The organism is Micromonospora sp. DSM 45708 (assembly GCF_039566955.1).
Lineage (GTDB): Bacteria > Actinomycetota > Actinomycetes > Mycobacteriales > Micromonosporaceae > Micromonospora.
Genome location: NZ_CP154796.1, coordinates 5,739,634 through 5,761,019, shown reverse-complemented (window position 1 = coordinate 5,761,019; position 21,386 = coordinate 5,739,634). Strand labels below are relative to the sequence as shown.

Below are 21,386 nucleotides of genomic sequence, written 5' to 3'. Positions count from 1 at the left end.
GGGAGGGGTGAGGGTGCCGACGTCGGTGCTCCTCGCCGTCCTCGCCGCCGCCGGTCTGCTCGCTCTCGCTCCGGCGCTGGTCCGCCGGTACGACGCCACCGAGCGGCTGGTGGCGGAGCGGGCGCAGTCGACGGCGCGGGTGCTCCAGCGCCAGCGTCGTCGGCGCACCGTGCCCGGACGCCAGCCGGTGCACCCGCCCCGCGCGCTCGTCGTCACCTTGAGTGAGGACTCCGACACGGGCGGTCTGGCCCGTCCGGTTTCCGCGCCCCCCGTCCGGCGGCGCTCCGGCCGGCTCCGGCCCGTCTCGGCGGTCCCCGCGCAGTCCCGCCGACGGCACCCGCCCCGCCGCCGGCACACCCCGGCCGTCTACCGCCGCCGCCGGGTGCTCGCCGCGCTGCTGCTGCTCAACCTGGTCGAACTGGTCGGCGTGATGCTGGTCGGGCCCGGGTTCTGGATCAGCGTGTCGGTCACCGGCGCGCTGCTCGTCGCGTACGTCGCACACCTGCGGCAGCGGGCCCTCGCCGAGCGCCGGCGGCGGCGCGCGGACGCCCGGGAAGCGGCCTGGCTGGCCGCCCGCCAGGCCGAGGTGCGCCGCGAACAGGCCCGGCGCGCGGCAGCCCGGCGGGAGGCGCAGCGCCGGCTGGCCGCCCAGCGGGAGGCGGTCCGGCGTACCGCGATGGGCCTGGACCGGCCCGCCGACCTGCCGCCGGCCGCGAGCGGCGGCTCGGTGTCCTACCGGCGGGCGGGTGGGCTGCGTGGTCGCCCGTACCAGTCCGGCCGGGGCGCCTGACCCTTCTGATCCACTCCAGTTCGGGCCTTGATCGGGTCCGGTGCGGCCTTGATCGACTGCCGGTGCGGCCTTGATCGACTGCGGTTCGGGGAAGTGGCGGTATCCGGGTGTCTTGGATGCCACCACTTCCTCGAACTGGTGCCCGCCGGGCCGTCGTGGGGTGGTTCGCGTGACAGGTGCGGGACCTGTTAGCCTTGGTGCCGGCCCGCCCGGTGCAAGCCGGGTGGGACCGACGCTGGTTCGCCAGCGGAGGGGCTGTGGCGCAGTCCGGTAGCGCACCTCGTTCGCATCGAGGGGGTCAGGGGTTCGAATCCCCTCAGCTCCACCAGTTCAATGGCCGTCTCCGCAAGTTGGAGGCGGCCATTTATCATGCGTTCAGCAGCGAAGTACCACATCGACCTCATCAGACGTCGAGCTGTTCGTTGGCGTGCTTGAGGGCGGTCCGGATGTTCTTACTATGCCGTCCCGTCGGAGTGCTCCTTGCCCGCGACCGCTTCGCTGTTGCCCCGACATCCGCCCATCCCCGGTCTTGCGCGAGCTGTGCCCCGTGTCCTCGGTACCCCTACAGATGCTTGAGTTGGGAAAACGTGGTGGGTAGTCGAGGGCGGGCGCCCCTCTGGCGAACCTACGGCGGTTGCCAGGCGGACAGTCTGTCGAGTGAGGGCTGCCGGACGCCTAGTCCTCTGCTGTTGAGAGCATGTTGCCCGCACGGGTCGGAACATCTGGGGCCAGCGACGGAGGGCTACGAATCAGCGCCTGTGACGTGGAGTGGATGCATCAGGATGAAGCGCCCAGGTCTGGCAGCTCAGGGTCAGCTCGCTGGTTCCGTCGGTGGTGTGAGCCAGGCAAGGGGCTGACCGTCCAGTGCTGCGTCGGCGAGTTGCTTGGCGGAGGCGGTGGTGAGCGCGGCGCGGCTGCTGTCGATCCACCGTTGGACGTTGTCGACGCCCTGGTGGCGGTATTCAACGGCTTGGACGAGACATTCGAGTTTGTCGGCGTCCCCGGCGACGACGGCTTCGAGGGTTTCACCGGCTTCGTACTCGGCCACGGCCGCTGTGATGGTGTCGGTGACGCTGGGTGGGCAGCCTGCGACCTGATCTGCGGTGACTGCGGTATTGGGTGCGGCGCTGAGGTAACGCCGGGCGATGTGTGGGATATCCGTGATGCGCGTTTCCTGGGTGTCGTGCAGGACGCAGAGCATTGTGGTCCGCGCGGGATCGGCTCCCTCCATGGCGGCGAGGATCATGCCGATCAGGGCGGTGCGGTGGGAGTGTTCGGCGATCGATTCAGGGTGCTTGACCCCGGCGAACCACCAGCCGGTACGAGCGGCGCGTTTCAGGACGCCGGCCTCGAAGATGAACCTCATCGCTGCGGCGTACTGGTCGTCGCTCATCTGCCCGTCCCTGTGCCAGTGATGCCCTCGGTACGCAGGCTGTAGACAACAGAGGTTAGTTCTTTGCGGGACTGCGCGGAGATCTGGTCGCTGTCGAGGACGGTGCCGGCACGGTTGGCGAGCGTTTGTCCGGTGGCGGGGTGGTCGTGGACGAGCCCGCGTCGGGCAGTGAGCAGAGCCCACAGGTTGTGGATGTTGAGATCGATGAACGGGTGGTCAGCTTCGAGGCGCTCGACGAGGTGCCGCAGGAGACGGCACCGCGCCAATCGTCGATAGTGGCGGGCATGAAGGAGCCGTTGGGTTGGCGATAGGGGATCTCGCCGACCCAGTACGCGGAGTAGTTGAGGGCCGTTCCGTCGGTGGTCGAGTTCGGCGACCCGGCGGAGCTGTCGCTGTGCGGGACACTGCTGGCGCAGGCCGCCCTGGCCGCCGCCCGCGACGGGGACGACCGCGCCGCCGTCGAGCTGGTCGACGAGGCCGCGGAGATGGCGGCGCGGGTGGGGGACGGCCACGACCACCACCGGACCGGGTTCGGGCCGACGACGGTCGAGTTGGCCCGGGTCGCGGTAGCGGCGGAACGCGGTGACGTGGCGGACGCCGTGGCCCGGCACGAGCAGGTGATCACGCGGGAGGGGTGGCGGTGGCTGGCCGCCGAGCATCGGGCCGCGTACCTGATCGACGTCGCCCGTGCGTACCTGCAAGCCGGCGACCCGGTCAGCGCCGGCCGGGTCCTGGTGGAGGCCGACCGGGTCGCGCCGGCCGAGATCCGCCACCGGCCGGACGGCCGGGGCGTCCTCACCGAGATTGCCCGTGACCCGCGCGCCCCGGCGATGCTCGTCCACCTCGCCGCCGCGCTCGGAGTGGGTTGACGATGACCGCGCCGTTTCTGTCCCTGGCCCAGATCCGCAACCGGCTGATTGTCACCGCCCGGTGGATTCTCCACGTTCTCCGCAGGCTGATTGACCTTGACGACACGCCACCCGATACATCCGCGGCCGAGTCGTGTCGAGAAGGCCGGCGTGCCTTCACCATTGACGCCAATGGTCGGTGGAAGGTCAAGGCGAGTAGGCGAGAGGTGAGATTGCCGCAGACAGTCGAGGTGTCGATCTCGCGTCACCCCGCTGCCTGCGGCAACCACACCACACCGTTTATCGGTTCGTCCTACCAGACGACGCGTGGCGGTGCTGTGATGGCTCTCCGCGCGTCATTCGCCGGTTCGGATCAGGTCTTGTCCCGCTGCTCCCCACCGACAATCGCCGTGCAGCAGCCGGGGTTCGCCCAACCCTGCGCGGTAAGGTTCCAGACGATCGTCTGGTTCTCCGGGAAGTCGTAGTTGCAGGTCTTGGAGGTGCCGGCGCCGTTGCTGTTCACACACTGGCCGGTGCGGCTGCCCACCTGCCAGAAGGCGATTGCGGCCCGCCCGTCGCTCTCGTCGTCCCACACGGTGAACTTGTCGCCGTAGCTGGTGAAGGTCGCGTGCGCGATCCGGTTCGGCCAGAATCCGTAGATGGTGTCGCCGGAGTCGGCGAGCGCGGGGGTCGCGGATGCGGCAACAAGTGCCACCACAGCACTGGCGGTGAATCCGATCCTTCGGGCTAGCTTCATGACGAACTCCGTTCCCGGGCACCGCATTAGGCGCCTTCATGGTTCGTTGAACACGACATCCGGGGAATCGGCACACCCGCCGCCCCCCAGCGATCTCCGAGTGAGCATAGTCCACTGTGTCCAACTCCGTTCGGTGAACGTCGATGGGTGGTGGGGTGGTGACGCGGAAACCGCGATAGGAGCGCTCCCAAATGCAGCTATCGGTAAAACCGCGAGAGTGCATGACAATCGCCACCCTGGTCCTATTCGGGCTGACTTATCGGGCGTCGGTCGGTATGGGGGTTCGAATCCCCCTTCGGTCCCCGCGGTTCGGAGGCCGCTCATCGTGGTCCTTTCCGGACTTCGGCCGGCTCTCCGTGAAGGGCGCCCAGTGCCATTCGACTCCTGAGTCGGATAGCCGCTTGTCGGATCGCTTTGAGGGCCGGAGTCCCCGGCACCAGACTTGATCGAGTTCGCGAATCGATGGGGGGCCGCTGATGCGGGAAGGCATGTCCGACTATGAGGCTCGGGCCTGGGCCAGCCTGCTGGAGAGCGAGCGGAAGCGCCGCGACGGCGTGCGAGCGCGCATGGTCGGCCAGGTCGCGCTTCTCACCAGGCGTGCCGGCGAACACGACGTCACGTCCGTCGAGCAGGGCGACTCGACCGTCGAAAAGGAAACCGGTGGGCGTCGACCGCCGCGCACCGCACCGGCATGGGAATCCCGGCGGACCGATGACTTTCCGGGCCGGCGACTGTCGACCGGAGCATGACCACGCAGACACTCCACCTGCCCGACGTCGACCTCGTCTACGACGTGCACGCCCCGAACACCACCGCCGGCGGGCACCGGCCGCTGTTCATGATCGGCCAGCCGATGTGCGCCGACGGCTTCGCGGCGCTGGCCTCGTACTTCCCGGACCGGACCGTGATCACCTACGACCCGCGCGGGCTCGGCCGCAGCGTGCGCCGGGACGGCCGGACCGACTCCGTGCCCGAGGTCCAGGCCGCCGACGTGCGGGCCGTCGTCGACACGCTCGGCACGGGCCCGGTCGACATGTTCGCCAGCAGCGGCGGCGCGGTGACCGCGCTCGCCCTGGTCGCGGCGTACCCGGACACGGTGGCCACGCTGGTGGCGCACGAGCCGCCGCTCGTCACGCTGCTGCCCGACGCGGACGCCGCCGCGCGGGCCACCGCGGCCTGCCAGGAGGCGTACCGGAAGAACGGCTGGGGGGCCGGCATGGCCGCGTTCGTGGCCATGACGTCGTGGCGCGGCGAGTTCACCGACGACTACTTCGCCCGGCCCCTGCCCGACCCGGCGGCGTTCGGGATGCCGGTCGAGGACGACGGCTCCCGGGACGATCCGCTGCTCTCCGACCGGTCCGTGGCGGTCACCAGCTACCGGCCCGACGTCGACGCGCTGCGCGCCACCCGGACCCGGCTCGTCATCGCGGTCGGCGAGGAGTCGGCGGACACGTTCACCGGCCGCACGTCGGTGGCGACGGCCGAGCTGCTCGGCGGGCGGCCGGCGGTCTTCCCGAGCCACCACGGCGGCTTCGTCGGTGGGGAGGGCGGCTACGCCGGGCAGCCCGAGGCGTTCGCCCGCCGGCTGCGCGAGATCCTCGACGACCGGGGCTGACCGGCCGGCCCCGGCCTCAGGCCCGGCGCAGCTCGGTGACCATGACCGGATAGGGGCCGGCCGGCGTGTCGGGGCCGGCCTGGTCCGCCGGGACCACGTTCTCCATCACCAGCCGCAGCGTCGCCGGGTCGGCGGCGTCGAGCGTGATCCGCCACCCCCACCCGCCGGCGTACTCGGCGGCCAGCTCGACCGCCGACGCCGCGCCCGTCGCGCCGGTGAGCGTCATCGCGGTGGGCTGCTGGTGCCACGAGTCGCCCCACCAGGCGGCCAGCGAACCCGGCTGCTCCCCGGCGGCGATCACGAGCAGGCCGTCCTGCGGCCCGTCGGCCGGATGCGCCCACGAGTACGCCACAGTGGTCAGGTGACCGCCGGCAGCGGTCGCCACGGTCAGCGTGGCCGGCGACTCGGCGAACGGATCGGCGGGCAGCATCCGGAAACCGTTGGTGCCGGCCCAGGAACCGGTGGCGTCAGCGAGGATCACCGGCCCAGCATAGGGGCGCGGAGGTCGTCCCCCGCGCCCCTGCGCCGGCATGCGGGAGCCGTCAGTCGTCGCAGCCCACCCCGTCGCCGTCCCGGTCGAGGTCGTAGATGTCGCTGCCGACGACCCGGACCGGGCCGTCGACGTACGCGGGACCGTTGCCGCTGCCGCCGGAACAGTCCACATCGCTCGCGATCGGCACGCAGGCCCCGCTGTAGTTCGGGTCGCACCTGCGCGCCGGCTTGGTGCCGACGGCGACCACCTGCGTGACCGGCTGCCGGGTGACCACCGACCGGATCAGCTTCCGGGCGGTCTGCACGCCGTCGGTGACCGTCACCTGGTAGGTCAGCGTGCGGACCCCGGTGACGCCGCGCGTGCGTACCTTCCTCGTGCCCTGCGGCAGGGTGGCGTCCTTGACGGTCCGGGTCGCGTAGGCGATCTTCGCGGTCGAGGTGACGGTCGTGGTCCGGACCTGGGGCGACGGCGGCGCGCTCGGGCTCGGGCTCGGGCTCGCCTCGGTCGGCGACGCGGTCGGGGACGGGACGGAGGTCGTCGGCGCGGCGACCGCCGCCGCCTCGACACCGGCCGTCGCGGACGTGGCCGGCGCGGCCTTCTTCCCGGCCGGGGCCGAGGGGGAGTCGGGGCCGGCGCCGATCGCCACGCCGCCGCAGCAGCAGAGCAGCAGCACGCCCGAGGCCGCGACCGCGACCTTCGCGCCGCTGGAGAGCCGGCGCCACCAGGACTGCTTCGGAGCGGGGTACGCCGGGCCGTGCGGTGATGGGTTCGTCACGCACCACAGTCTGCTTGCGTACGCAACGATTGCCAGCGGTCAATCGGTGCGCACCGTATCGACGCTCCGACAGCGCCCGACGACGACGAGTCGCGGGATTCGGACCAACCGGCGGGCCCGGGGGCACCGGTCGACCGGGGCCCCGGCCGGTGGACCGACGGCGGCCGGCCGATCGGCCGGGCGCGACACTGCCGGAGATCTTGGTACGGGATCGCCCGTGGAGGGCCGTCTCGTACCAGGATCGGAGTGGCGGGACTCAGCCGGTCGGTAGGGCGGCGGTCAGGTCGGTGGCGTGCTGGAGGGTGTCGGCCAGCCGGCCGCGCAGCGCCTCGTCCAGCGGCACCGCGCCGACCCGCCGCAGCAGCCCACGCGCAACCGCCGGCTCGTCCAACAGCAGCGCCAGCTCGGCGCGGTAGACCAGCGCCTCGACGTGGACGGCCGGATCGTCGGCGGCGTCGGGCCGGGCCAGCGCGCCGTCGAGGATCCGGGCGGCATGCTCGGGCATTCCGCGCGAGTCGGCCTGCACCACCGCGTTCCGCAGTGCCCGGGCCAGCCCGGCCCGGCTGTCGTCCGCGTCCGGGGTGGCGGCCCGGGCCACGAACCGGATCCAGTTGCCGCCGGGGTCGACGATGCTGAACCCGGTGTGCCCGTCGGCGTTGCGCCGGAGCCGGGGGCGCGTCATCCGGGGCACGCCGGACACGAGCACCTTGCCGTAGGCGGCACGCAGGCCCGCCGCGAAGGCCCGGTGGATGCCGACCGGATCGTCCACCACGACCAGGCAACTGCCGTACGAGGTGGCCGGATCGAACTCCGGCATGCCGAAGAAGTGCAGGTTCAGATCCTCCCGGCGCAGCGCCACGTACGGGTTGGGGCGTGCCTGCCGGTGCGTCACCTCGAAACCGAGGGCCCGGTAGAACGGCACGACGTCGTCCAGGGAGCGGCACGGCAGCAGCGGGATGGTGGTCTCGTTCGCCATCCGTCGAGCCTGACGAACGGCGGGCGGCACGCGCACACGGAACGGCCCGATCGGCTCGGCGGCACCGACCGAACGGCCCAGGGGCCGGCCCCGGACGGGACCGACCCCCGGGCGGGGTCACGCGCCGGTCAGGGCTTCCAGGACCCGGCGGTACGCAGGTGGTGCTCGTACTCGACGACGCCGTTGCGGTCCTTGACGTCGAAGACGAGCTGGCCGCTGCGCTTGGAGCCGGCCGGCAGGTTGTTGCCGGAGGTCATCAGCTTGCCGCAGCCGGAGAACGCGCCGGCGATGCCGCTCTCCTCGGTGCCGTCCGCGCCCTTCCAGGTGAAGAAGAACGGGTTGATCGAGCCGGTGCCCTTGGTGACCTCGGCGGACACGTCGGCGATCAGGAACGTGCCGTTCTTCGGGCCGGACGCGTACTCCCGGCAGGCCGCGTCCTTGGTCCGGAAGTTGCCGACCGTGATCTCCACCGTGCCGTCGTCGTCGTTGACGATCAGCTTGTCGCCGGCGGGCATGTTGAACGTCTCGTCGTCGGTCGTGCCCGGCTGCGGCGTGGTGACGGACGGGTCACCGGTCGGCGGCGTGGGGTCGGCCGGGTTGCTGTAGCTGATGCCCGGGGTGGGCAGCGTGTCGATCGCTTCCTTGGTCTTCTTCGCGCCGCTGTAGAGCGCGAAGGCGCCACCGCCGCAGCAGAGCAGCAGCAGGACCACCACCACGATGCCGACGGTGAGCCAGACGTTCCGGCTGGACTTCTTCGCCGGCGGCCCGAACGGCTGCCCCGGTGGCGGCGGGTACGGCCCGGGTGCCCCGTACGCCTCACCACCCGGCGGCGGGTACTGCCCGGGCGGCGGGTAGGCCGCGCCCGACGTGGGCGGATACGGCGGCTGCGCACCGCCCGGCGGCGGGTAGCCACCAGCCTGCGGATACGCGCCACCAGCCTGCGGGTAGCCCTCCGCCTGCGGGTAGCCGCCCCCCTGCGGGTAGCCGCCGGCCTGCGGGTAGCCGCCCGCCTGCGGGTACGCCCCGCCCGGTGGATACGGCGCGCCCGACGTCGGTGGCGCCGGCGGGAACGCCTCGGTGGACGGTGGCGGCGGGAACGTCTGGGGCGACGGCGCCGGCGGGTAGGTCTGCGTCGGTGGCGTCGGCGGGAACGCCTCGGTCGGCGGGGCCGGCGGGATCGCCTCGGTCGGCGGCGCCGGGGGGAACGCCTGGGTCGGCGGCTGGGGCGCGCCGGAGACCGGCTGGGACGGGAACGCCTCGGTGGCCGGGGCCGGCGGGAACGCCTGCGTCGGCGGGGCCGGCGGCTGGGGCGGGCCGGAAACCGGCGGGTGCGGCGCGCCCGAGATGGGAGCCGTCGGCGCGTCCGGGGTCGACGGCGGGCCGGACACCGGAGGCATCGGCGCGGTGGGGAACGCCTGCGTCGGCGGTTCCTGCGGCTGCTGGTCCGGGTCCTGCGACCCGGGCGGAGGCTGAGGGTGGCTCACCGTACTCCTTGGGCACCTTCGGGAGATTTCAGTCGGGACGACGGTACAAGCCGGCGACAACGCCGCCGTCCGGCCCTCACCGACGTGCCAGGACGGCGGCGGTGCGGATCAGGTCGTCGTCCACCGCGAACCGTCCGGTCATCGACGACGGCGGATCGGGCACCGGGGCGGCGGCGAGCCGGGCCGGCGCGATCTCCACGTGGAACGTGCCCGCGTCGGGGTCGAGCGTGACCCGTGCGTCCGGGAAGCCCAGCCAGGTGCCGACGAGCGGGTACCAGACCTTGTAGACGGTCTCCTTGGCGCTGAACAGCACGGTCGGCCAGGAGGGCCCGGACGGCAGCCGGGCCAGGTCCGCCTCCTCGTCGGGGCGGCACACCTTCCGGCGTACCCCCGGGGTGAGCGGGTGGTGCCGCTCGGCGTCGATGCCGACCGCGCGCAGGTCGGCGGCGCGGGCGACGGCGGCGGCGCAGTAGTCCCGGGTGTGGGTGATCGCCCCGACGACGCCGGCCGGCCAGACCGGGGCGCGGTCCGCGCCGGCGGGCAGCGGCGTGACCGGCAGGCCGAGCGCGGCGAGCGCCCGGCGGGCGCACATCCGGCCGGCGGTGAAGTCGCGCCGGCGGCTGGGCACCGCGCGGTCGCCCAGGGCGGCCCGCTCGGCCGGCAGCAACGTGCCGGACCACTCGGCCGGGCCGGCCACCGCCACCGCCACGGTGGACGGCAACAGGTCACGCACGTGCGTCAGTGGGTGACGGGGACACGCGGTGACCGTACCGTAACGGCGGAGTGGAGTGTGGCGCTGACAGAACGTCGTGGGGGGAGGCAGCGTCGTCAACATCGATGAAAGGAGTGGCCGATGGCCCCCGGTGTGGAGGCGTCGGAACCACGGTCCGGCGAGCACGTCCCGGTGACGCCCGACTGGACCTGCCGCTCGTGCGGCGAGGACTGGCCCTGTGCCACCAAACGCCGGCACCTGCTGATCGAGTACCAGGTGGACCGGGCGTCGCTGAGCGTCTATCTCGGTTCCTGCCTGGCGGCCGCCACGCACGACCTGCGTACCGCGCCGGTCACCGCGTTGCAGGACCGGTTCATCGGCTGGGTGCCGCGCGGTCCGCGTACGTTCTGAGTCCGCGCTTCCGGTGGCCGCCGCGTCGGGTTCGCGGCGGCCACCGGTCGCGGGTCTCAGCGGCGGCGGGGCCGCCGGGTGAGGGCGAAGCCGACCACGCCGGCCACGGCGGCGAGCACCCCGCCCACGCTGGTCCACACCCAGCGCGAGCCGGCTTCGGGCAGCCAGCCGGTCAGGTCGGTCTCCTCCTCGGCGGCCGGCTCCGGCGTCGGCTCGGCGGCCAGCACCGTCCCGGCCCGGGTGTTCGGCACCAGCGGCGCCGCCAGCTCACCGTCGTCACCGGACGCGCCGCCGGAGTCGGTCGCGCCGGCCAGCAGGTCCACCTCGATCGGCAGGCCCAGGTCGGGTTCGGGCAGGTCGGTGACGGAGAGCCGGACGTAGTAGGTGCCGGGCAGCGGGTCGCCGGACCACGGCTCGGCCCACGGCCGCACCCGGCGCAGCGTGCAGCCGAGCGTCACGCCGGTCGCCGCCGCGTCCACGGTGGGGGTCTGCGCGCCGGCCGTGCACGCCTGCCGGCGGCGCAGCCCGTCGAAGACGTCGACGGTCCAGGTGGACGCGCCGGTGCGCGGCTTTCCAAAGGTGACCGTGACGCCGACCTCGTGCACCTGCCCGGCCTCGGCCCGGAACGACCAGTACAGGTGGTCGCCGGTCGAGGCGCCCACCCGTACCGGCTGGCCGGCGGTGATGGTGGTGGCGGTGAGGAACGAGGTGCCGGCCTTGGTCACGGTGGTCGCGCCCGGGGACGGGCTCGGCGCGGCGAGGGCCGCACCGGGCACGAGCGCGAGGCCCACGGCGGCGGTCGCCGCGGCGACGCGGATGAGGGTACGCATCCTCAGTTCTCCCTCCAGGTGGCGACCCACCAGCGGGTGAGCAGCCCGGCGGCCAGGCCGGTGACGAGCCCGACCAGGGTGAGCAGGAGCAGCAGGGCCCAGCCGCGGCCCAGGTCCGGCCCGTCCGGGGCGGGGGAGGCGGCGACCACGTCCACGGTCAGCTCCACCGGCATGCCCGGTTCGGCGCGGGTGCCGGCGCGGGCCGCGAACGAGTTGCTGACCACCAGGCAGACGGTCCGGGCCGCCTGCGTCCCGCTCGGGGTCGGCGTCGGGCTCGCCGCGTCCTCCTCCTCGGCGGCGGCCGACCAGCGCAGGCCGGCCGAGACCACGTCGGTACGCCCGCTGCCGGCGTCGACGCCGCGCACCAGTTCCCGCCCGTCCGGCGCGGTGGCCCGCAGCAGCACGCCGTAGTCCGGGTTCACCGGGCGGTCCAGCGCGACGCTGACCGAGGCGCGCAGCTCCTGCCCGGGACGCACCGGCACCCGGTACCAGCGGTGCTCGGAGAACGCCTCGCGGTCGGTGTAGACGCCGGGCGCGAGCAGCGGCGCACCCGCGCAGGCCGCCGCGCCGTCGACCACCGCCGGGGTGACCGTGTACGTGTCGCGGGCCCGGTCGACGAGCTGCTTGATCCGGCCGGTCAGCTCGTCGGCGCTCTGCGCCGCGGTGTAGGTGCCGCCGGTGGCGCCGGCGATGCAGAGCAACTGCCGGCGTACCTTCTCGTCGGGGGCGAGGCCGAGCGTGTCGACCACCAGCCGGGTGCCCTGCGCGGCCAGTTCGCGGGCCACCTCGCACGGGTCGGGCGGGGCGCAGGTGTCCTCGCCGTCGGTGATCAGCACGATCCGGCGGGCGGTGCTGCCGGTGCCCAGGTCCTGCGCGGCGGAGCGCAGCGCCAGCCCGACCGGGGTGAAACCGGTGGGGCGCAGGCCGGCGACGGCGGCCTTGGCCGCGGTCCGGTCCACCGGGCCGACCGGCACGATCTGCTGGGTGTCCCGGCAGCCCTGCTTCTTGTCCTTGCCGCGGTAGGTGGCGCCGAGCACCCGGATGCCGAGTTGTGTCTCGTCGGGCAGGCCGTCGACCACCTCGTTGAACGCCTGCTGGGCGACGCTGATCCGGCTACGCCCGTCGATGTCGCGGGCCCGCATCGAGCCGCTGACGTCGAGCACCAGCTCGACCTTGGGCGGCTCGGCGGCGGGTTCGGTGGTGTCGTCGTCGGCCCCGGCGGGGCTCGGACCGATCAGCGCGGTCGCCGCCAGCAGTCCCCACAGGACGGCCGTCGATCGTCTCTTGTTGATCACCGGGCGAAGTGTAGTGAGATCCACAATGGAAGATCATCCGGGTCGGGGCCGGCCCGGAGGCCGGTCGACGATGGTGACGAACCAGTTATGTTCCCGGCATATGACCCACCGTTAGCTGCCCGATGTAAACCTTTCGGGGGGTGGCGCGTCGGTCGGAAATCTGACTCGGCTGCACCCGTTGTGCGGTCGACGCAGTGTGGTTAAGCTCTGTCTTGCGCGCCCCAATCGCCCGCTTCCCCCGTGGCAGGCGATCGGGGCGCGCTTTTTCTTGCCCCGGCCCGCCATGCAGATCGGCGCCGGGGGCGCAATCGAATTTCGGCCCGGTGGGGTGTCCCCACCGGGCCGTCGCGTGGTCGGCCACGCTCAGATCCAGCGACCGTCCAGCCACATCCGGGCGGACCAGTCCGCGTACGGCAGCAGCCTGCCCACGAAGATCGGATAGAAGTAGCCGAAACAGAGCGCGACCAGCAGCACGTAGGCGCCCGCGATGATGCCGCCGACCAGACGGCGGTCACTGGTCTGCTCCTCGGTCGGCGGCGCGGCCGTGCCGGTGACCGGCGCGGGGGTGGCGATCGCGCCCAGCACGTAGACCACGGCGAGCACCAGGAACGGCACCGCCGGCGCGGCGTAGAACGAGAACATCGTCCGGCCGTCGAGGGCGAACCAGAACCAGGGCAGCAGCCCGGCGGCCACGCTCAGCAGGATCGCCCCGGCCCGCCAGTCCCGCCGGGCCAGGCCCAGCCAGACGGTCGCGACCAGCGCCGGCAGGAACGACCACCAGAGCAGCGGGGTGCCCAGCAGCAGCACCTCGGAGGCGCAGCTCGGCGCACCGCAGTTGCCGTCGCCGGACCAGGAGAACGCCACCGGCCGGCCCAGCAGCAGCCACTGCCACGGCCAGGACTGGTACTTGTGCGGGTCGTCGAGCTGGGTGTGGAAGCCATACGCCGCCTTGTGGTATTCCCACAGGTTGATCAGCGCGCCGATCACAGGCGTGTCGCTCAGGCCCTCGACGTTCGGGTAGCGGGCGGCCAGGCGGTAGTAGCCGTCGTCGCTCAGCAGCCAGCCCGACCAGGTGGCCACGTACGTCACCACCATCAGCACGCCGGCCGCGAGCAGCCAGGGCAACTCGTCGAGGACGGCGTCCCGCCACGGGTGGCGGACCCCGGCCGACCGGCGGACCCCGACCTCCCAGAGCAGCACCAGCAGCGCGAACGCCGGCACGAAGTAGAGCCCGCTCCACTTCACCGCGCAGGCGCAGCCCAGCAGCACGCCGGCGAGCAGCCGCCACCACGGCCAGTTCCGCCAGCCCGACGCCGGTCGGCCGGCCCGCCCCCGTGCCGTCGGGTCGAGCCCCGCCTCCAGCGCCCGTGCCCAGCGTCGCCGCCGGGCGTCCCGGTCGAGCACCAGCGCGCCGAACGCGGCCAGCACGAACAGCAGCAGGAAGATGTCGAGGATGGCGGTGCGGGACAGCACCAGGTGGAAACCGTCCAGCGCGAGCAGCAGACCCGCCGCGCAGCCGAGCGTGGTGGAGCGGAACATCCGCCGGCCGATGCGCACCAGCAGCAGCACCGACAGCGTGCCGCAGATCGCGGCGCCGAAACGCCAGCCGAACTCCGGGGCGGTGGTCATCAGGTGCCCGGGCACCGAGATGTTGGTCTCGGCGTCCTGGTAGCCGAAGGCCCACTCGCCGATCCCGATCAGCCACTTGCCCAGCGGCGGGTGGACCACGTACGACGGGCCGTTGTCCTTGTAGTTCCACTCGACGCCACGGTCGATGAGCCCGTACGCGTCCTTGGCGTAGTAGGTCTCGTCGAAGACCTTGCCGGACGGGTGGCTGAGCCCGACGAAGCGCAGGATCGCGGCGATCGCCACCACCACGGCCGTGGCCAGCCACGCCTGCCCCCGCCCCAGGTGGTCGTCGACGGTGGCGAGCCGGCGTCGGACCGCGGCCGGGATCCCACCCCCGCCGCCGTCGTCGCCCGGTGAGCCGGCGGCCCGGTCGGTGGTGGAGGGCTCCTGTGCTGTCGAGGCACTCGTCACCCGGCGATCGTAGGCTGCGAGGGTGCCCGGTGGCGTCCATCGTCCCCGAAATTGGTACGACCATCGATGAGGGAGCGCCAGCCATGGGGGAAATGTCCGAGGTAGGACGCTTGGTGCTGCTCGGCGCGCCACTGGGCAACCCGGCCGACGCGTCCGCCCGGTTCCGCGAGGTGCTCGCCACCGCCGACGTGGTCGCCGCCGAGGACACCCGGCGGCTCACCCGGCTGGCCCGCGACCTCGACGTCACCGTGCCCGGCCGGATCGTCTCCTACTTCGAGGGCAACGAGGAGCGGCGAACCCCGGAACTGGCCGAGGTGCTCACCGCCGGCTACACCATCGCGCTGGTCACCGACGGCGGCATGCCGAGCGTCTCCGACCCCGGCTACCGGCTGGTCCGGGCCGCGCTGGAGGCCGGCGTCCCGGTCACCGCCGCCCCCGGCCCGAGCGCGGTCACCACCGCGCTGGCCCTCTCCGGCCTGCCCTGCGACCGGTTCTGCTTCGAGGGCTTCCTGCCCCGCACCCCCGGCGCCCGCCGCAGCCGGCTGCGCGCGCTGGCCGGTGAGGAACGCACGCTGGTGCTCTTCGAGGCGACCCACCGGATCGCCGGGGCGCTGGCCGACCTCGCCGAGGCGTTCGGCCCGGACCGGCCCGCCGCGCTCTGCCGCGAGCTGACCAAGACCTACGAGGAAGTGGTCCGCCGGCCGCTCGGCGAGCTGGCCGAGTGGGCCGCCGCGGGCGACGTGCGCGGCGAGATCACGCTGGTGGTGGCCGGCGCGCCGCCGGCCCCGGCGGTCCGCCCCGACGACGACACGCTGCGCGCCGCGGTGGCCGAGCGCGAGGCGGCCGGAACGTCCCGGCGGGACGCGATCACCGAGGTCGCGACCGCGTACGGGCTGCGTCGCCGCGAGGTCTACGCCGTCGTGCACCGCTGAGCCGGTAAGGAGGGGCCCTCCTTGCACCCCTCACCAGGCGGCGGCGAGGAAGCCGACGGTGATCAGCAGCGGGCCGGCCACCGCCAGCCCGACCGCCCAGCGCCGCTGCCGCGGGTCCGCCAGCCGGGTCGCGCCCGTCCACCGGGCGATCCCGGCGGCGCAGCCCGCCACCAGGGCCAACCCGAGCAGCCAGCGCAGGTGCCGCCCGACGCCCGGGTCCGCGTACGCGGTGGCGCCGTCCGGCCCGGTCATCCGGGCCGGCAACGTGCTGCCGGTGGCGGTGTGCCCGGCCGGTACGCCGCTGACCCGGACGCCCTGGGCCTGGAAGCGGTCAGCGTCGGCCTGGAAGATCCCCCGGCAGCGCTGGGTGAGGCCGCCGCCCGCGCACTCGGTGACCATCACGGTGCCGCCGGTCGAGTGCCCCACCGCCAGCCAGAACGGCTCGGCGCTCACCCAGGCGAAGAACGCGGCGAGCAGGCTCAGCGCCACCAGCACGGCGAGCCCGGCGGGCGGGTCCGGCGGGTGGACCGGGCGGGCCGGTTCCCGCCGGGGGCGGACCCGGACGGCCCGACGGCGCGGCTCGTCGCGCAGCGGCGTGCCGTCCCAGTGCACCTCCTCGATCGGCGCCCAGCCGGTCGACTCGTCGCCGGTGGGGGTGGACCACCGCTGCCAGCGCGGCTGCCGCACCGGCACCCGGCGCGGCACGGCGTCCACCGGCGCGCCGGTGGTCGGCTCCACCTCCACCGTCGGGTCCGCCGGGTCCACCCGGGGCTGCGGGGCGACCGGCGTGCCGCGAGCGGCCCGCGCGGCCCGGGCGGACGCGGACGGCTCGGGCGCCGCGGGTCTGCTGGTCACGACGTTCATTCCACACCGGCAAAGCGGGCCAGTCGGGCAGCTCAGGCCGCGTGTCGGCGACAAATCGGGCGTACGGCGGGTGTGCCCGCCCTATTGGTTCGCGGGTCGCCCACGCCAATCACTAGGCTTGGCGCTCATGAGTCACGTTCTCGCCGCGGTCGCCTGGCCCTACGCCAACGGCCCGCGCCACATCGGCCACGTATCCGGATTCGGCGTTCCCTCCGACGTCTTCGCCCGGTACATGCGGATGGCCGGTCACGACGTGCTCATGGTCTCCGGCACCGACGAGCACGGCACCCCCATCCAGGTGCAGGCCGACGCCGAAGGGGTCACCCCGCGCGAGCTGGCCGACCGCTACAACCGGGTGATCGCCGAGGACCTCCGGGCGCTCGGCCTGTCGTACGACCTGTTCACCCGCACCACCACCCGTAACCACTACGCGGTGGTGCAGGAGTTGTTCGCCGGGCTGCACCGCAACGGCTACATCGTCCCGAAGGTCACCACCGGGGCAATCTCCCCGTCCACCGGTCGCACCCTGCCGGACCGCTACATCGAGGGCACCTGCCCGATCTGCGGCTACGACAGCGCGCGCGGCGACCAGTGCGACAACTGCGGCAACCAGCTCGACCCGATCGACCTGATCAACCCGAAGTCGAAGATCAACGGCGAGACGCCGGAATTCGTGGAGACCGAGCACTTCTTCCTCGACCTGCCCGCCCTCGCCGACGCGCTGCGGCAGTGGCTGGACACCCGCGAGGGCTGGCGGCCCAACGTGCTGCGGTTCTCCCGCAACCTGCTCGACGACCTCCAGCCCCGGGCCATCACCCGGGACCTGGAATGGGGCGTGCCGATCCCGCTCGACGGCTGGCAGGACCGCACCGACAAGCGGATCTACGTCTGGTTCGACGCGGTCATCGGCTACCTGTCCGCCTCGATCGAGTGGGCCCGCCGCACCGGCGACCCGGAGGCGTGGCGGAAGTGGTGGTCGGCCGACGCCGAGGGGAAGGACGCGCTCGGCTACTACTTCATGGGCAAGGACAACATCGTCTTCCACTCGGTGATCTGGCCGGCGCTGCTCGGCGGCTACTCCGGCGCCGGCGCCCGCGACGGCGAGCCCGGCGCGCTGGGCCGGCTCAACCTGCCCACCGAGGTCGTCTCCAGCGAGTACCTCACCATGGAGGGGCGCAAGTTCTCCTCCTCCCGCAAGGTCGTCATCTACGTGCGGGACTTCCTGGAGCGGTACGACGCCGACGCGCTGCGCTACTTCATCGCCGTCGCCGGCCCGGAGAGCAACGACACGGACTTCACCTGGGCGGAGTTCCTCCGCCGCAACAACGACGAGCTGGTCGCCGGCTGGGGCAACCTGGTCAACCGGTCCGTCTCGATGGCGGCGAAGAACTTCGGCGCGATCCCGCCGGTCGACCCCGCCGGGCTCACCGACGCCGACCGGACGCTGCTCGACGTTGCGAAGGCCGGCTTCGCCACCGTCGGCGACCTGATCGCCCGGCACCGGCAGAAGCAGGCCATCGGCGAGGCCATGAAGGTGGTCGCCGAGGCCAACAAATACCTCTCCGAGCAGGCGCCGTGGAAGCTCAAGGGCGACGACGACAAGCCGCGGATGGGCACCATCCTGCACGTCGCCCTCCAGGTGGTCGCCGACGCCAACACGCTGCTCACCCCGTTCCTGCCGCACTCCGCCCAGAAGATCCACGAGCTGCTCGGCGGCACCGGCACGCACGCGCCGATGCCGGTGATCGAGGAGGTCGAGGACCTCGACGGCGGCCCGGCGTACCCGGTGCTGACCGGCGACTACACGGTCGGGGCGCGCTGGGAGTCCGTACCCCTGGAAGTGGGCCGGCCGCTCGCGGCGCCCAAGCCGGTGTTCCGCAAGCTCGACCCGTCCATCGTCGACGAGGAGCTGGCCCGCCTCGCCGGCTGACCACCGACGCGACGGCGGCCCCGGGGAAAGCCCGGGGCCGCTCGTCGTCCGGGGTCAGGCCCGGGCCATGCTCGGCTTGCCGATGAACTCCATGATCGCGTTGTTGACCTCGGTCGGGTGCGTCCACGGGGTGCCGTGCGGCGCGCCCTTCAGCGTGACCAGCTTGGCGTCGGGCAGCATGTTCACCAGCCGCTGACCCGTCTTCGGGTACGGCAGCACGTTGTCCTTGTCGCCCTGGATGATCAGCACCGGCACCTTGATGTTCGGCAGGTCGCCGCGGAAGTCGGTCTGCCAGGCGTCCACCGAGTCGTGGGTGCCCTTGGCCGACGCCTGCGCGCCGATCTGCCAGTGCGCGTGGTACGCCTCGTCGCTGACCAGCTTGCCCCTGTTCTCGCTGGCGTTGAAGAACGCGTCGCAGAACTGCGTCAGGTAGGCGAACCGGTCCTGGATGATCGCCTGCTGGAACCCGTCGAACAGGCTCTTCTCGACACCCTCCGGGTTGTCGGCGGTCTTCAGCAGGAACGGCGCCAACGGCGCCATCACCACCGCCCGCGACACCCGGTCCGAGCCGTACGCGCCCAGGTAGCGGGTGACCTCGCCGGTGCCCATCGAGTGCCCGACCAGGATCGCGTTCCGCAGGTCCAACTCGGTCATCAGCACGTCGAGATCGGCGGCGAACGTGTCGTAGTCGTAGCCGAACGCCGGCTGGGCGGAACTGCCGAACCCGCGCCGGTCGTACGTGATCACCCGATATCCGGCGGCGAGCAGCGGACCGCTCATCTTCTCCCAGGTCGCCCCGTTGAACGGGAAACCGTGGATCAGCACGATCGGCTGACCGGAACCGTGATCCTCGTAGTACAGGTCGATAGGTGCGGAGTTCTCCGTACCGACGGTGACGAAAGGCATGTCGGAATTCCCCCTCGCGTGGGTCTCGGACGCCCTCGCCTTCCCGACCCGCCGCCGGCTATGCGTCGCGGCGCGGGTACGGCAGGTCCACCACCCGGTCCTCGGTCAGCTCGCCGCCCGGCGCCCACACCTCGTAGACGCCCCGTTCGTGACACTGCGCCCCGGTCACCGCCACCGCGTCCGGATCCGGGCGGCGCAGCCGCAACCGCAGCCAGCCCGCCTCCTCCCGCAGCACCAGACACGGCACCCCGCGCCAGACGGCCACGCGCAGCCGCCGGGCCGCCGCGTCCACCGGATACCGGGCCGCCCGGGTCATCGCCAGCACCCGGAACCCGCCGGGCTGGTCGGCCACCGCCTCGTACTCGGCCCCGGCGTACGCGCCGACGAGCCGGGTGGAGCGCGGCGCGTCGCCGGTCGGCACGTACTCCTGGTCGGCGGCGAGGCCGGGCACCGCGGCGAGCAGGTGCCGCCACTGCGGACCGGCCAGCCGCAGCCAGCCGCGCTGCTCCGCCTGATAGGTGTAGAGCACCACCTCCACCCCCTCCGCCGGGTAGGCGAGCAGCGAGGCGTTGGCCGGCAACGGCAGGTCGGCGAAGTCCCGGGTGACGAACTCCGGGACGAGCTGCGCGTCGCTCGGCACGAACCCGGTGCCCAGCACCGGCGGCCCGATCCGGTCACGGGGCGGCAGGGCGGTCAACCCGCGGTGCGCCGGGCCGACCGGGACGTCGTAGTCGGCCGGGTCGGCGGCCCGCCAGCGCAACGCGTACGCCACGTCGCCGCCCTCGGAGTCGCCGCGCAGCACCGCCAGCCCCGCCGGCGTCCGCAGGTGCGCCACGTCGTGCTCCCGGTAGCAGAAGCCGTGCGGCAACCAGCCCCGCACGTAACCGGCGAGCTGCCGGGCGGAGAGCACCTTCACCATCCGGGTGCCCGGCCGGATCACCGCCGACGCCCGCACCGCGGCCAGCGTCGCGTCGCCCGCCGCCGCCGGCCGCTGGCTGAGCTGGTGCACGTACGCCCAACCCCGGTCCCGGTGCACCGGCATCAGCAGCGGCGAGTCGGACTCCTCGGTCGGCTCGGCCGCCCCGTGCACCGCGTCCACCTCGGTCGCGTGCACGAACCGCCGCCAGGGCAGCCCGCCGCCCGGCCGGGGACACCACTCGAATCCGGGCACCTCGTCGGCGCTGAACAGCTCGTACGCCGCGCCCCGGGCGAGTTCCTCGGCCGGGTGCACGCGCCCGTCGTACGTCACGCGCACCCCGGTCCGCTCGGAGGCGGCGCCGTCGGTCTGGTCGGTGACGGTCATTTCCGGGACGCTAGGCCGGCCAGATGTGGGGCGTGTGAACGACCGGTGGCGGTCCGGAAACGTGGCCCGGCGCGGATGTGTGATGCTGGCCGCGATGACCGAGCAGACCGAGACCCGCAAGCAGCGCGCGGCCCGCCGGGCCGGCGAGTTCCCGCCCGCCCCCGAGCCGCTGCCCGTGCCCGTGCCGGACAGCCACACCCACCTCGACATCACCGTCGGCGAGTACGGCACGCCCCCGGGCGGACCCACCGGCGGCGACCCGGTCGCCGCCGCGGTCGCGGTCGCCGCCGCCGTCGGCGTGGACCGGCTCGTCCAGGTCGGCGTGGACGTCGCGTCGTCCGAGTGGGGCGCCGACGTCGCCGACCGGCACGCCGCGGTGCTGGCCACCGTGGCGCTGCACCCCAACGAGGCGCCCCGCCTCGCCGACCTGGACGAGGCGCTGCGCCGGATCGAGACGCTGGCCGGACGGGACCGGGTCCGCGGCGTCGGCGAGACCGGGATGGACTTCTTCCGCACCGGCGAGGCCGGTCGGGCCACGCAGGAGGAGAGCTTCCGGGCGCACATCGCCATCGCCAAGCGCCACGGCAAGACGCTCGTCGTCCACGACCGCGACGCGCACGCCGACGTGCTGCGCATCCTCGACGACGAGGGCGCCCCGGACACCGTGGTGATGCACTGCTTCTCCGGCGACGCCGACTTCGCCCGCGAGTGCGTCCGCCGGGGCCACCTGCTCAGCTTCGCCGGCACTGTCACGTTCGGCAGCGCCGCCGCGCTGCGCGAGGCCGCCGCCGTCACCCCGGCCGGGCAGATGCTGGTGGAGACCGACGCGCCGTACCTGACGCCGATGCCGTACCGGGGCCGGCCGAACGCGTCGTACCTGATCCCGCTGACGGTCCGGTTCCTGGCCGACACCACCGGCACCGACCTGGAGACGCTCTGCGCCGCGCTCTCCACCAACGGTGAGCGCGCGTTCGGCCCGTGGGGTTGAGAAGGGGCCCCGCCAAGGGGCCCCTCCTAACCGCCCGGCGCGGG

Annotated in this window: 22 protein-coding genes and 1 tRNA gene; 10 read left to right on the top strand and 13 right to left on the bottom strand. The window is 73.3% G+C overall.

What is annotated here, in order from left to right; genetic code table 11:
- Positions 1-7: 7 nt before the first annotated feature.
- Positions 8-790, top strand: coding sequence for a divisome protein SepX/GlpR (sepX, locus tag VKK44_RS24810; protein WP_343443603.1), 783 nt, complete (start codon positions 8-10; stop codon positions 788-790).
- 251 nt (positions 791-1,041) lie between these two features.
- A tRNA-Ala gene (locus VKK44_RS24805) sits at positions 1,042-1,118 on the top strand.
- 483 nt (positions 1,119-1,601) lie between these two features.
- On the opposite strand, the gene VKK44_RS24800 is transcribed toward VKK44_RS24805, so the two are convergent.
- Positions 1,602-2,183 carry an HD domain-containing protein gene (locus tag VKK44_RS24800; RefSeq protein WP_343443602.1) on the bottom strand — a complete coding sequence of 194 codons (582 nt, stop codon included), beginning with the start codon at positions 2,181-2,183 and terminating at the stop codon, positions 1,602-1,604.
- Positions 2,184-2,323: 140 nt separating this feature from the next.
- Between VKK44_RS24800 and VKK44_RS31055 the strand changes: the two genes are divergently transcribed.
- The gene (locus VKK44_RS31055) at positions 2,324-2,494 is read left to right on the top strand and encodes a hypothetical protein (RefSeq protein ID WP_458351566.1); all 171 of its coding nucleotides are present in this window, start codon (positions 2,324-2,326) and stop codon (positions 2,492-2,494) included.
- Between the two features lie 30 nt (positions 2,495-2,524).
- A complete protein-coding gene (locus VKK44_RS24790) occupies positions 2,525-3,052 on the top strand; it encodes a hypothetical protein (protein ID WP_343447977.1) in 528 nt (175 codons plus the stop codon).
- 352 nt (positions 3,053-3,404) lie between these two features.
- On the opposite strand, the gene VKK44_RS24785 is transcribed toward VKK44_RS24790, so the two are convergent.
- Entirely contained in the window at positions 3,405-3,788 is a 384-nt protein-coding gene (locus VKK44_RS24785) for a hypothetical protein (protein ID WP_343443601.1), read from the bottom strand.
- 476 nt (positions 3,789-4,264) lie between these two features.
- Between VKK44_RS24785 and VKK44_RS24780 the strand changes: the two genes are divergently transcribed.
- Both VKK44_RS24780 and VKK44_RS24775 read left to right on the top strand, forming a co-directional pair.
- Positions 4,265-4,537: a hypothetical protein gene (locus tag VKK44_RS24780; RefSeq protein ID WP_343443600.1), complete on the top strand. Its 273-nt coding sequence runs from the start codon at positions 4,265-4,267 to the stop codon at positions 4,535-4,537.
- The gene (locus tag VKK44_RS24775; RefSeq protein WP_343443599.1) at positions 4,534-5,403 is read left to right on the top strand and encodes an alpha/beta fold hydrolase; all 870 of its coding nucleotides are present in this window, start codon (positions 4,534-4,536) and stop codon (positions 5,401-5,403) included. Before VKK44_RS24780 ends, VKK44_RS24775 begins: the two co-directional genes overlap by 4 nt.
- A 16-nt stretch (positions 5,404-5,419) precedes the next feature.
- Here VKK44_RS24775 and VKK44_RS24770 read toward each other — a convergent pair whose 3' ends face one another.
- From VKK44_RS24770 to VKK44_RS24750, 5 genes are all read right to left on the bottom strand, one after another.
- On the bottom strand, positions 5,420-5,884 hold the full coding sequence (locus tag VKK44_RS24770) for a hypothetical protein (protein ID WP_343443598.1): 465 nt from the start codon (positions 5,882-5,884) through the stop codon (positions 5,420-5,422).
- A gap of 61 nt (positions 5,885-5,945) precedes the next feature.
- A complete protein-coding gene (locus VKK44_RS24765; RefSeq protein WP_343443597.1) occupies positions 5,946-6,671 on the bottom strand; it encodes a G5 domain-containing protein in 726 nt (241 codons plus the stop codon).
- A 256-nt stretch (positions 6,672-6,927) separates the two neighbouring features.
- Entirely contained in the window at positions 6,928-7,647 is a 720-nt protein-coding gene (locus VKK44_RS24760) for a VOC family protein (RefSeq protein ID WP_343443596.1), read from the bottom strand.
- A gap of 128 nt (positions 7,648-7,775) precedes the next feature.
- Entirely contained in the window at positions 7,776-9,131 is a 1,356-nt protein-coding gene (locus VKK44_RS24755) for a DUF4352 domain-containing protein (RefSeq protein ID WP_343443595.1), read from the bottom strand.
- A gap of 76 nt (positions 9,132-9,207) precedes the next feature.
- The gene (locus VKK44_RS24750) at positions 9,208-9,864 is read right to left on the bottom strand and encodes a 4'-phosphopantetheinyl transferase family protein (protein WP_343443594.1); all 657 of its coding nucleotides are present in this window, start codon (positions 9,862-9,864) and stop codon (positions 9,208-9,210) included.
- A 120-nt stretch (positions 9,865-9,984) separates the two neighbouring features.
- On the opposite strand from VKK44_RS24750, the gene VKK44_RS24745 reads away from it, so the two are divergent.
- Complete coding sequence (locus tag VKK44_RS24745) at positions 9,985-10,254, top strand: hypothetical protein (RefSeq protein WP_343443593.1); 270 nt, start codon at positions 9,985-9,987, stop codon at positions 10,252-10,254.
- A 56-nt stretch (positions 10,255-10,310) separates the two neighbouring features.
- On the opposite strand, the gene VKK44_RS24740 is transcribed toward VKK44_RS24745, so the two are convergent.
- From VKK44_RS24740 to VKK44_RS24730, 3 genes are all read right to left on the bottom strand, one after another.
- Positions 10,311-11,084, bottom strand: a complete 774-nt coding sequence (locus VKK44_RS24740) for a peptidase (protein ID WP_343443592.1) — start codon at positions 11,082-11,084, stop codon at positions 10,311-10,313.
- A gap of 2 nt (positions 11,085-11,086) precedes the next feature.
- Positions 11,087-12,379, bottom strand: a complete 1,293-nt coding sequence (locus tag VKK44_RS24735) for a VWA domain-containing protein (protein ID WP_343443591.1) — start codon at positions 12,377-12,379, stop codon at positions 11,087-11,089.
- Positions 12,380-12,742: 363 nt separating this feature from the next.
- Entirely contained in the window at positions 12,743-14,419 is a 1,677-nt protein-coding gene (locus VKK44_RS24730; protein WP_343443590.1) for a dolichyl-phosphate-mannose--protein mannosyltransferase, read from the bottom strand.
- An 83-nt stretch (positions 14,420-14,502) separates the two neighbouring features.
- On the opposite strand from VKK44_RS24730, the gene rsmI reads away from it, so the two are divergent.
- A complete protein-coding gene (gene rsmI, locus VKK44_RS24725; RefSeq protein WP_343443589.1) occupies positions 14,503-15,351 on the top strand; it encodes a 16S rRNA (cytidine(1402)-2'-O)-methyltransferase in 849 nt (282 codons plus the stop codon).
- 30 nt (positions 15,352-15,381) lie between these two features.
- Here the strand turns inward: rsmI and VKK44_RS24720 are convergent, their stop codons facing one another.
- Positions 15,382-16,215, bottom strand: coding sequence for a hypothetical protein (locus VKK44_RS24720; protein ID WP_343443588.1), 834 nt, complete (start codon positions 16,213-16,215; stop codon positions 15,382-15,384).
- Between the two features lie 127 nt (positions 16,216-16,342).
- Here VKK44_RS24720 and metG point away from each other — a divergent pair, with 127 nt between their 5' ends.
- Positions 16,343-18,145, top strand: a complete 1,803-nt coding sequence (gene metG, locus VKK44_RS24715) for a methionine--tRNA ligase (RefSeq protein WP_343443587.1) — start codon at positions 16,343-16,345, stop codon at positions 18,143-18,145.
- A gap of 54 nt (positions 18,146-18,199) precedes the next feature.
- Here metG and VKK44_RS24710 read toward each other — a convergent pair whose 3' ends face one another.
- Both VKK44_RS24710 and VKK44_RS24705 read right to left on the bottom strand, forming a co-directional pair.
- On the bottom strand, positions 18,200-19,051 hold the full coding sequence (locus VKK44_RS24710) for an alpha/beta fold hydrolase (RefSeq protein WP_343443586.1): 852 nt from the start codon (positions 19,049-19,051) through the stop codon (positions 18,200-18,202).
- A gap of 58 nt (positions 19,052-19,109) precedes the next feature.
- Positions 19,110-20,354: a hypothetical protein gene (locus VKK44_RS24705; protein WP_343443585.1), complete on the bottom strand. Its 1,245-nt coding sequence runs from the start codon at positions 20,352-20,354 to the stop codon at positions 19,110-19,112.
- Between the two features lie 82 nt (positions 20,355-20,436).
- Here VKK44_RS24705 and VKK44_RS24700 point away from each other — a divergent pair, with 82 nt between their 5' ends.
- Complete coding sequence (locus VKK44_RS24700) at positions 20,437-21,342, top strand: TatD family hydrolase (RefSeq protein ID WP_343443584.1); 906 nt, start codon at positions 20,437-20,439, stop codon at positions 21,340-21,342.
- Positions 21,343-21,386 lie beyond the last annotated feature (44 nt).

Excerpts from the sequence above, each read along its gene's own strand:
- VKK44_RS24800 (WP_343443602.1), bottom strand. The coding sequence starts at position 2,183 with ATGAGCGACGACCAGTACGCCGCAGCGATGAGGTTCATCTTCGAGGCC.
- VKK44_RS24760 (WP_343443596.1), bottom strand. The coding sequence starts at position 7,647 with ATGGCGAACGAGACCACCATCCCGCTGCTGCCGTGCCGCTCCCTGGAC.
- VKK44_RS24705 (WP_343443585.1), bottom strand. The coding sequence starts at position 20,354 with ATGACCGTCACCGACCAGACCGACGGCGCCGCCTCCGAGCGGACCGGG.
- VKK44_RS24780 (WP_343443600.1), top strand. The coding sequence starts at position 4,265 with ATGCGGGAAGGCATGTCCGACTATGAGGCTCGGGCCTGGGCCAGCCTG.
- VKK44_RS24745 (WP_343443593.1), top strand. The coding sequence starts at position 9,985 with ATGGCCCCCGGTGTGGAGGCGTCGGAACCACGGTCCGGCGAGCACGTC.
- VKK44_RS24775 (WP_343443599.1), top strand. The coding sequence starts at position 4,534 with ATGACCACGCAGACACTCCACCTGCCCGACGTCGACCTCGTCTACGAC.
- rsmI (WP_343443589.1), top strand. The coding sequence starts at position 14,503 with ATGGGGGAAATGTCCGAGGTAGGACGCTTGGTGCTGCTCGGCGCGCCA.
- VKK44_RS24700 (WP_343443584.1), top strand. The coding sequence starts at position 20,437 with ATGCTGGCCGCGATGACCGAGCAGACCGAGACCCGCAAGCAGCGCGCG.
- metG (WP_343443587.1), top strand. The coding sequence starts at position 16,343 with ATGAGTCACGTTCTCGCCGCGGTCGCCTGGCCCTACGCCAACGGCCCG.
- VKK44_RS24740 (WP_343443592.1), bottom strand. The coding sequence starts at position 11,084 with ATGCGTACCCTCATCCGCGTCGCCGCGGCGACCGCCGCCGTGGGCCTC.
- VKK44_RS24785 (WP_343443601.1), bottom strand. The coding sequence starts at position 3,788 with ATGAAGCTAGCCCGAAGGATCGGATTCACCGCCAGTGCTGTGGTGGCA.
- VKK44_RS24720 (WP_343443588.1), bottom strand. The coding sequence starts at position 16,215 with ATGAACGTCGTGACCAGCAGACCCGCGGCGCCCGAGCCGTCCGCGTCC.
- VKK44_RS24710 (WP_343443586.1), bottom strand. The coding sequence starts at position 19,051 with ATGCCTTTCGTCACCGTCGGTACGGAGAACTCCGCACCTATCGACCTG.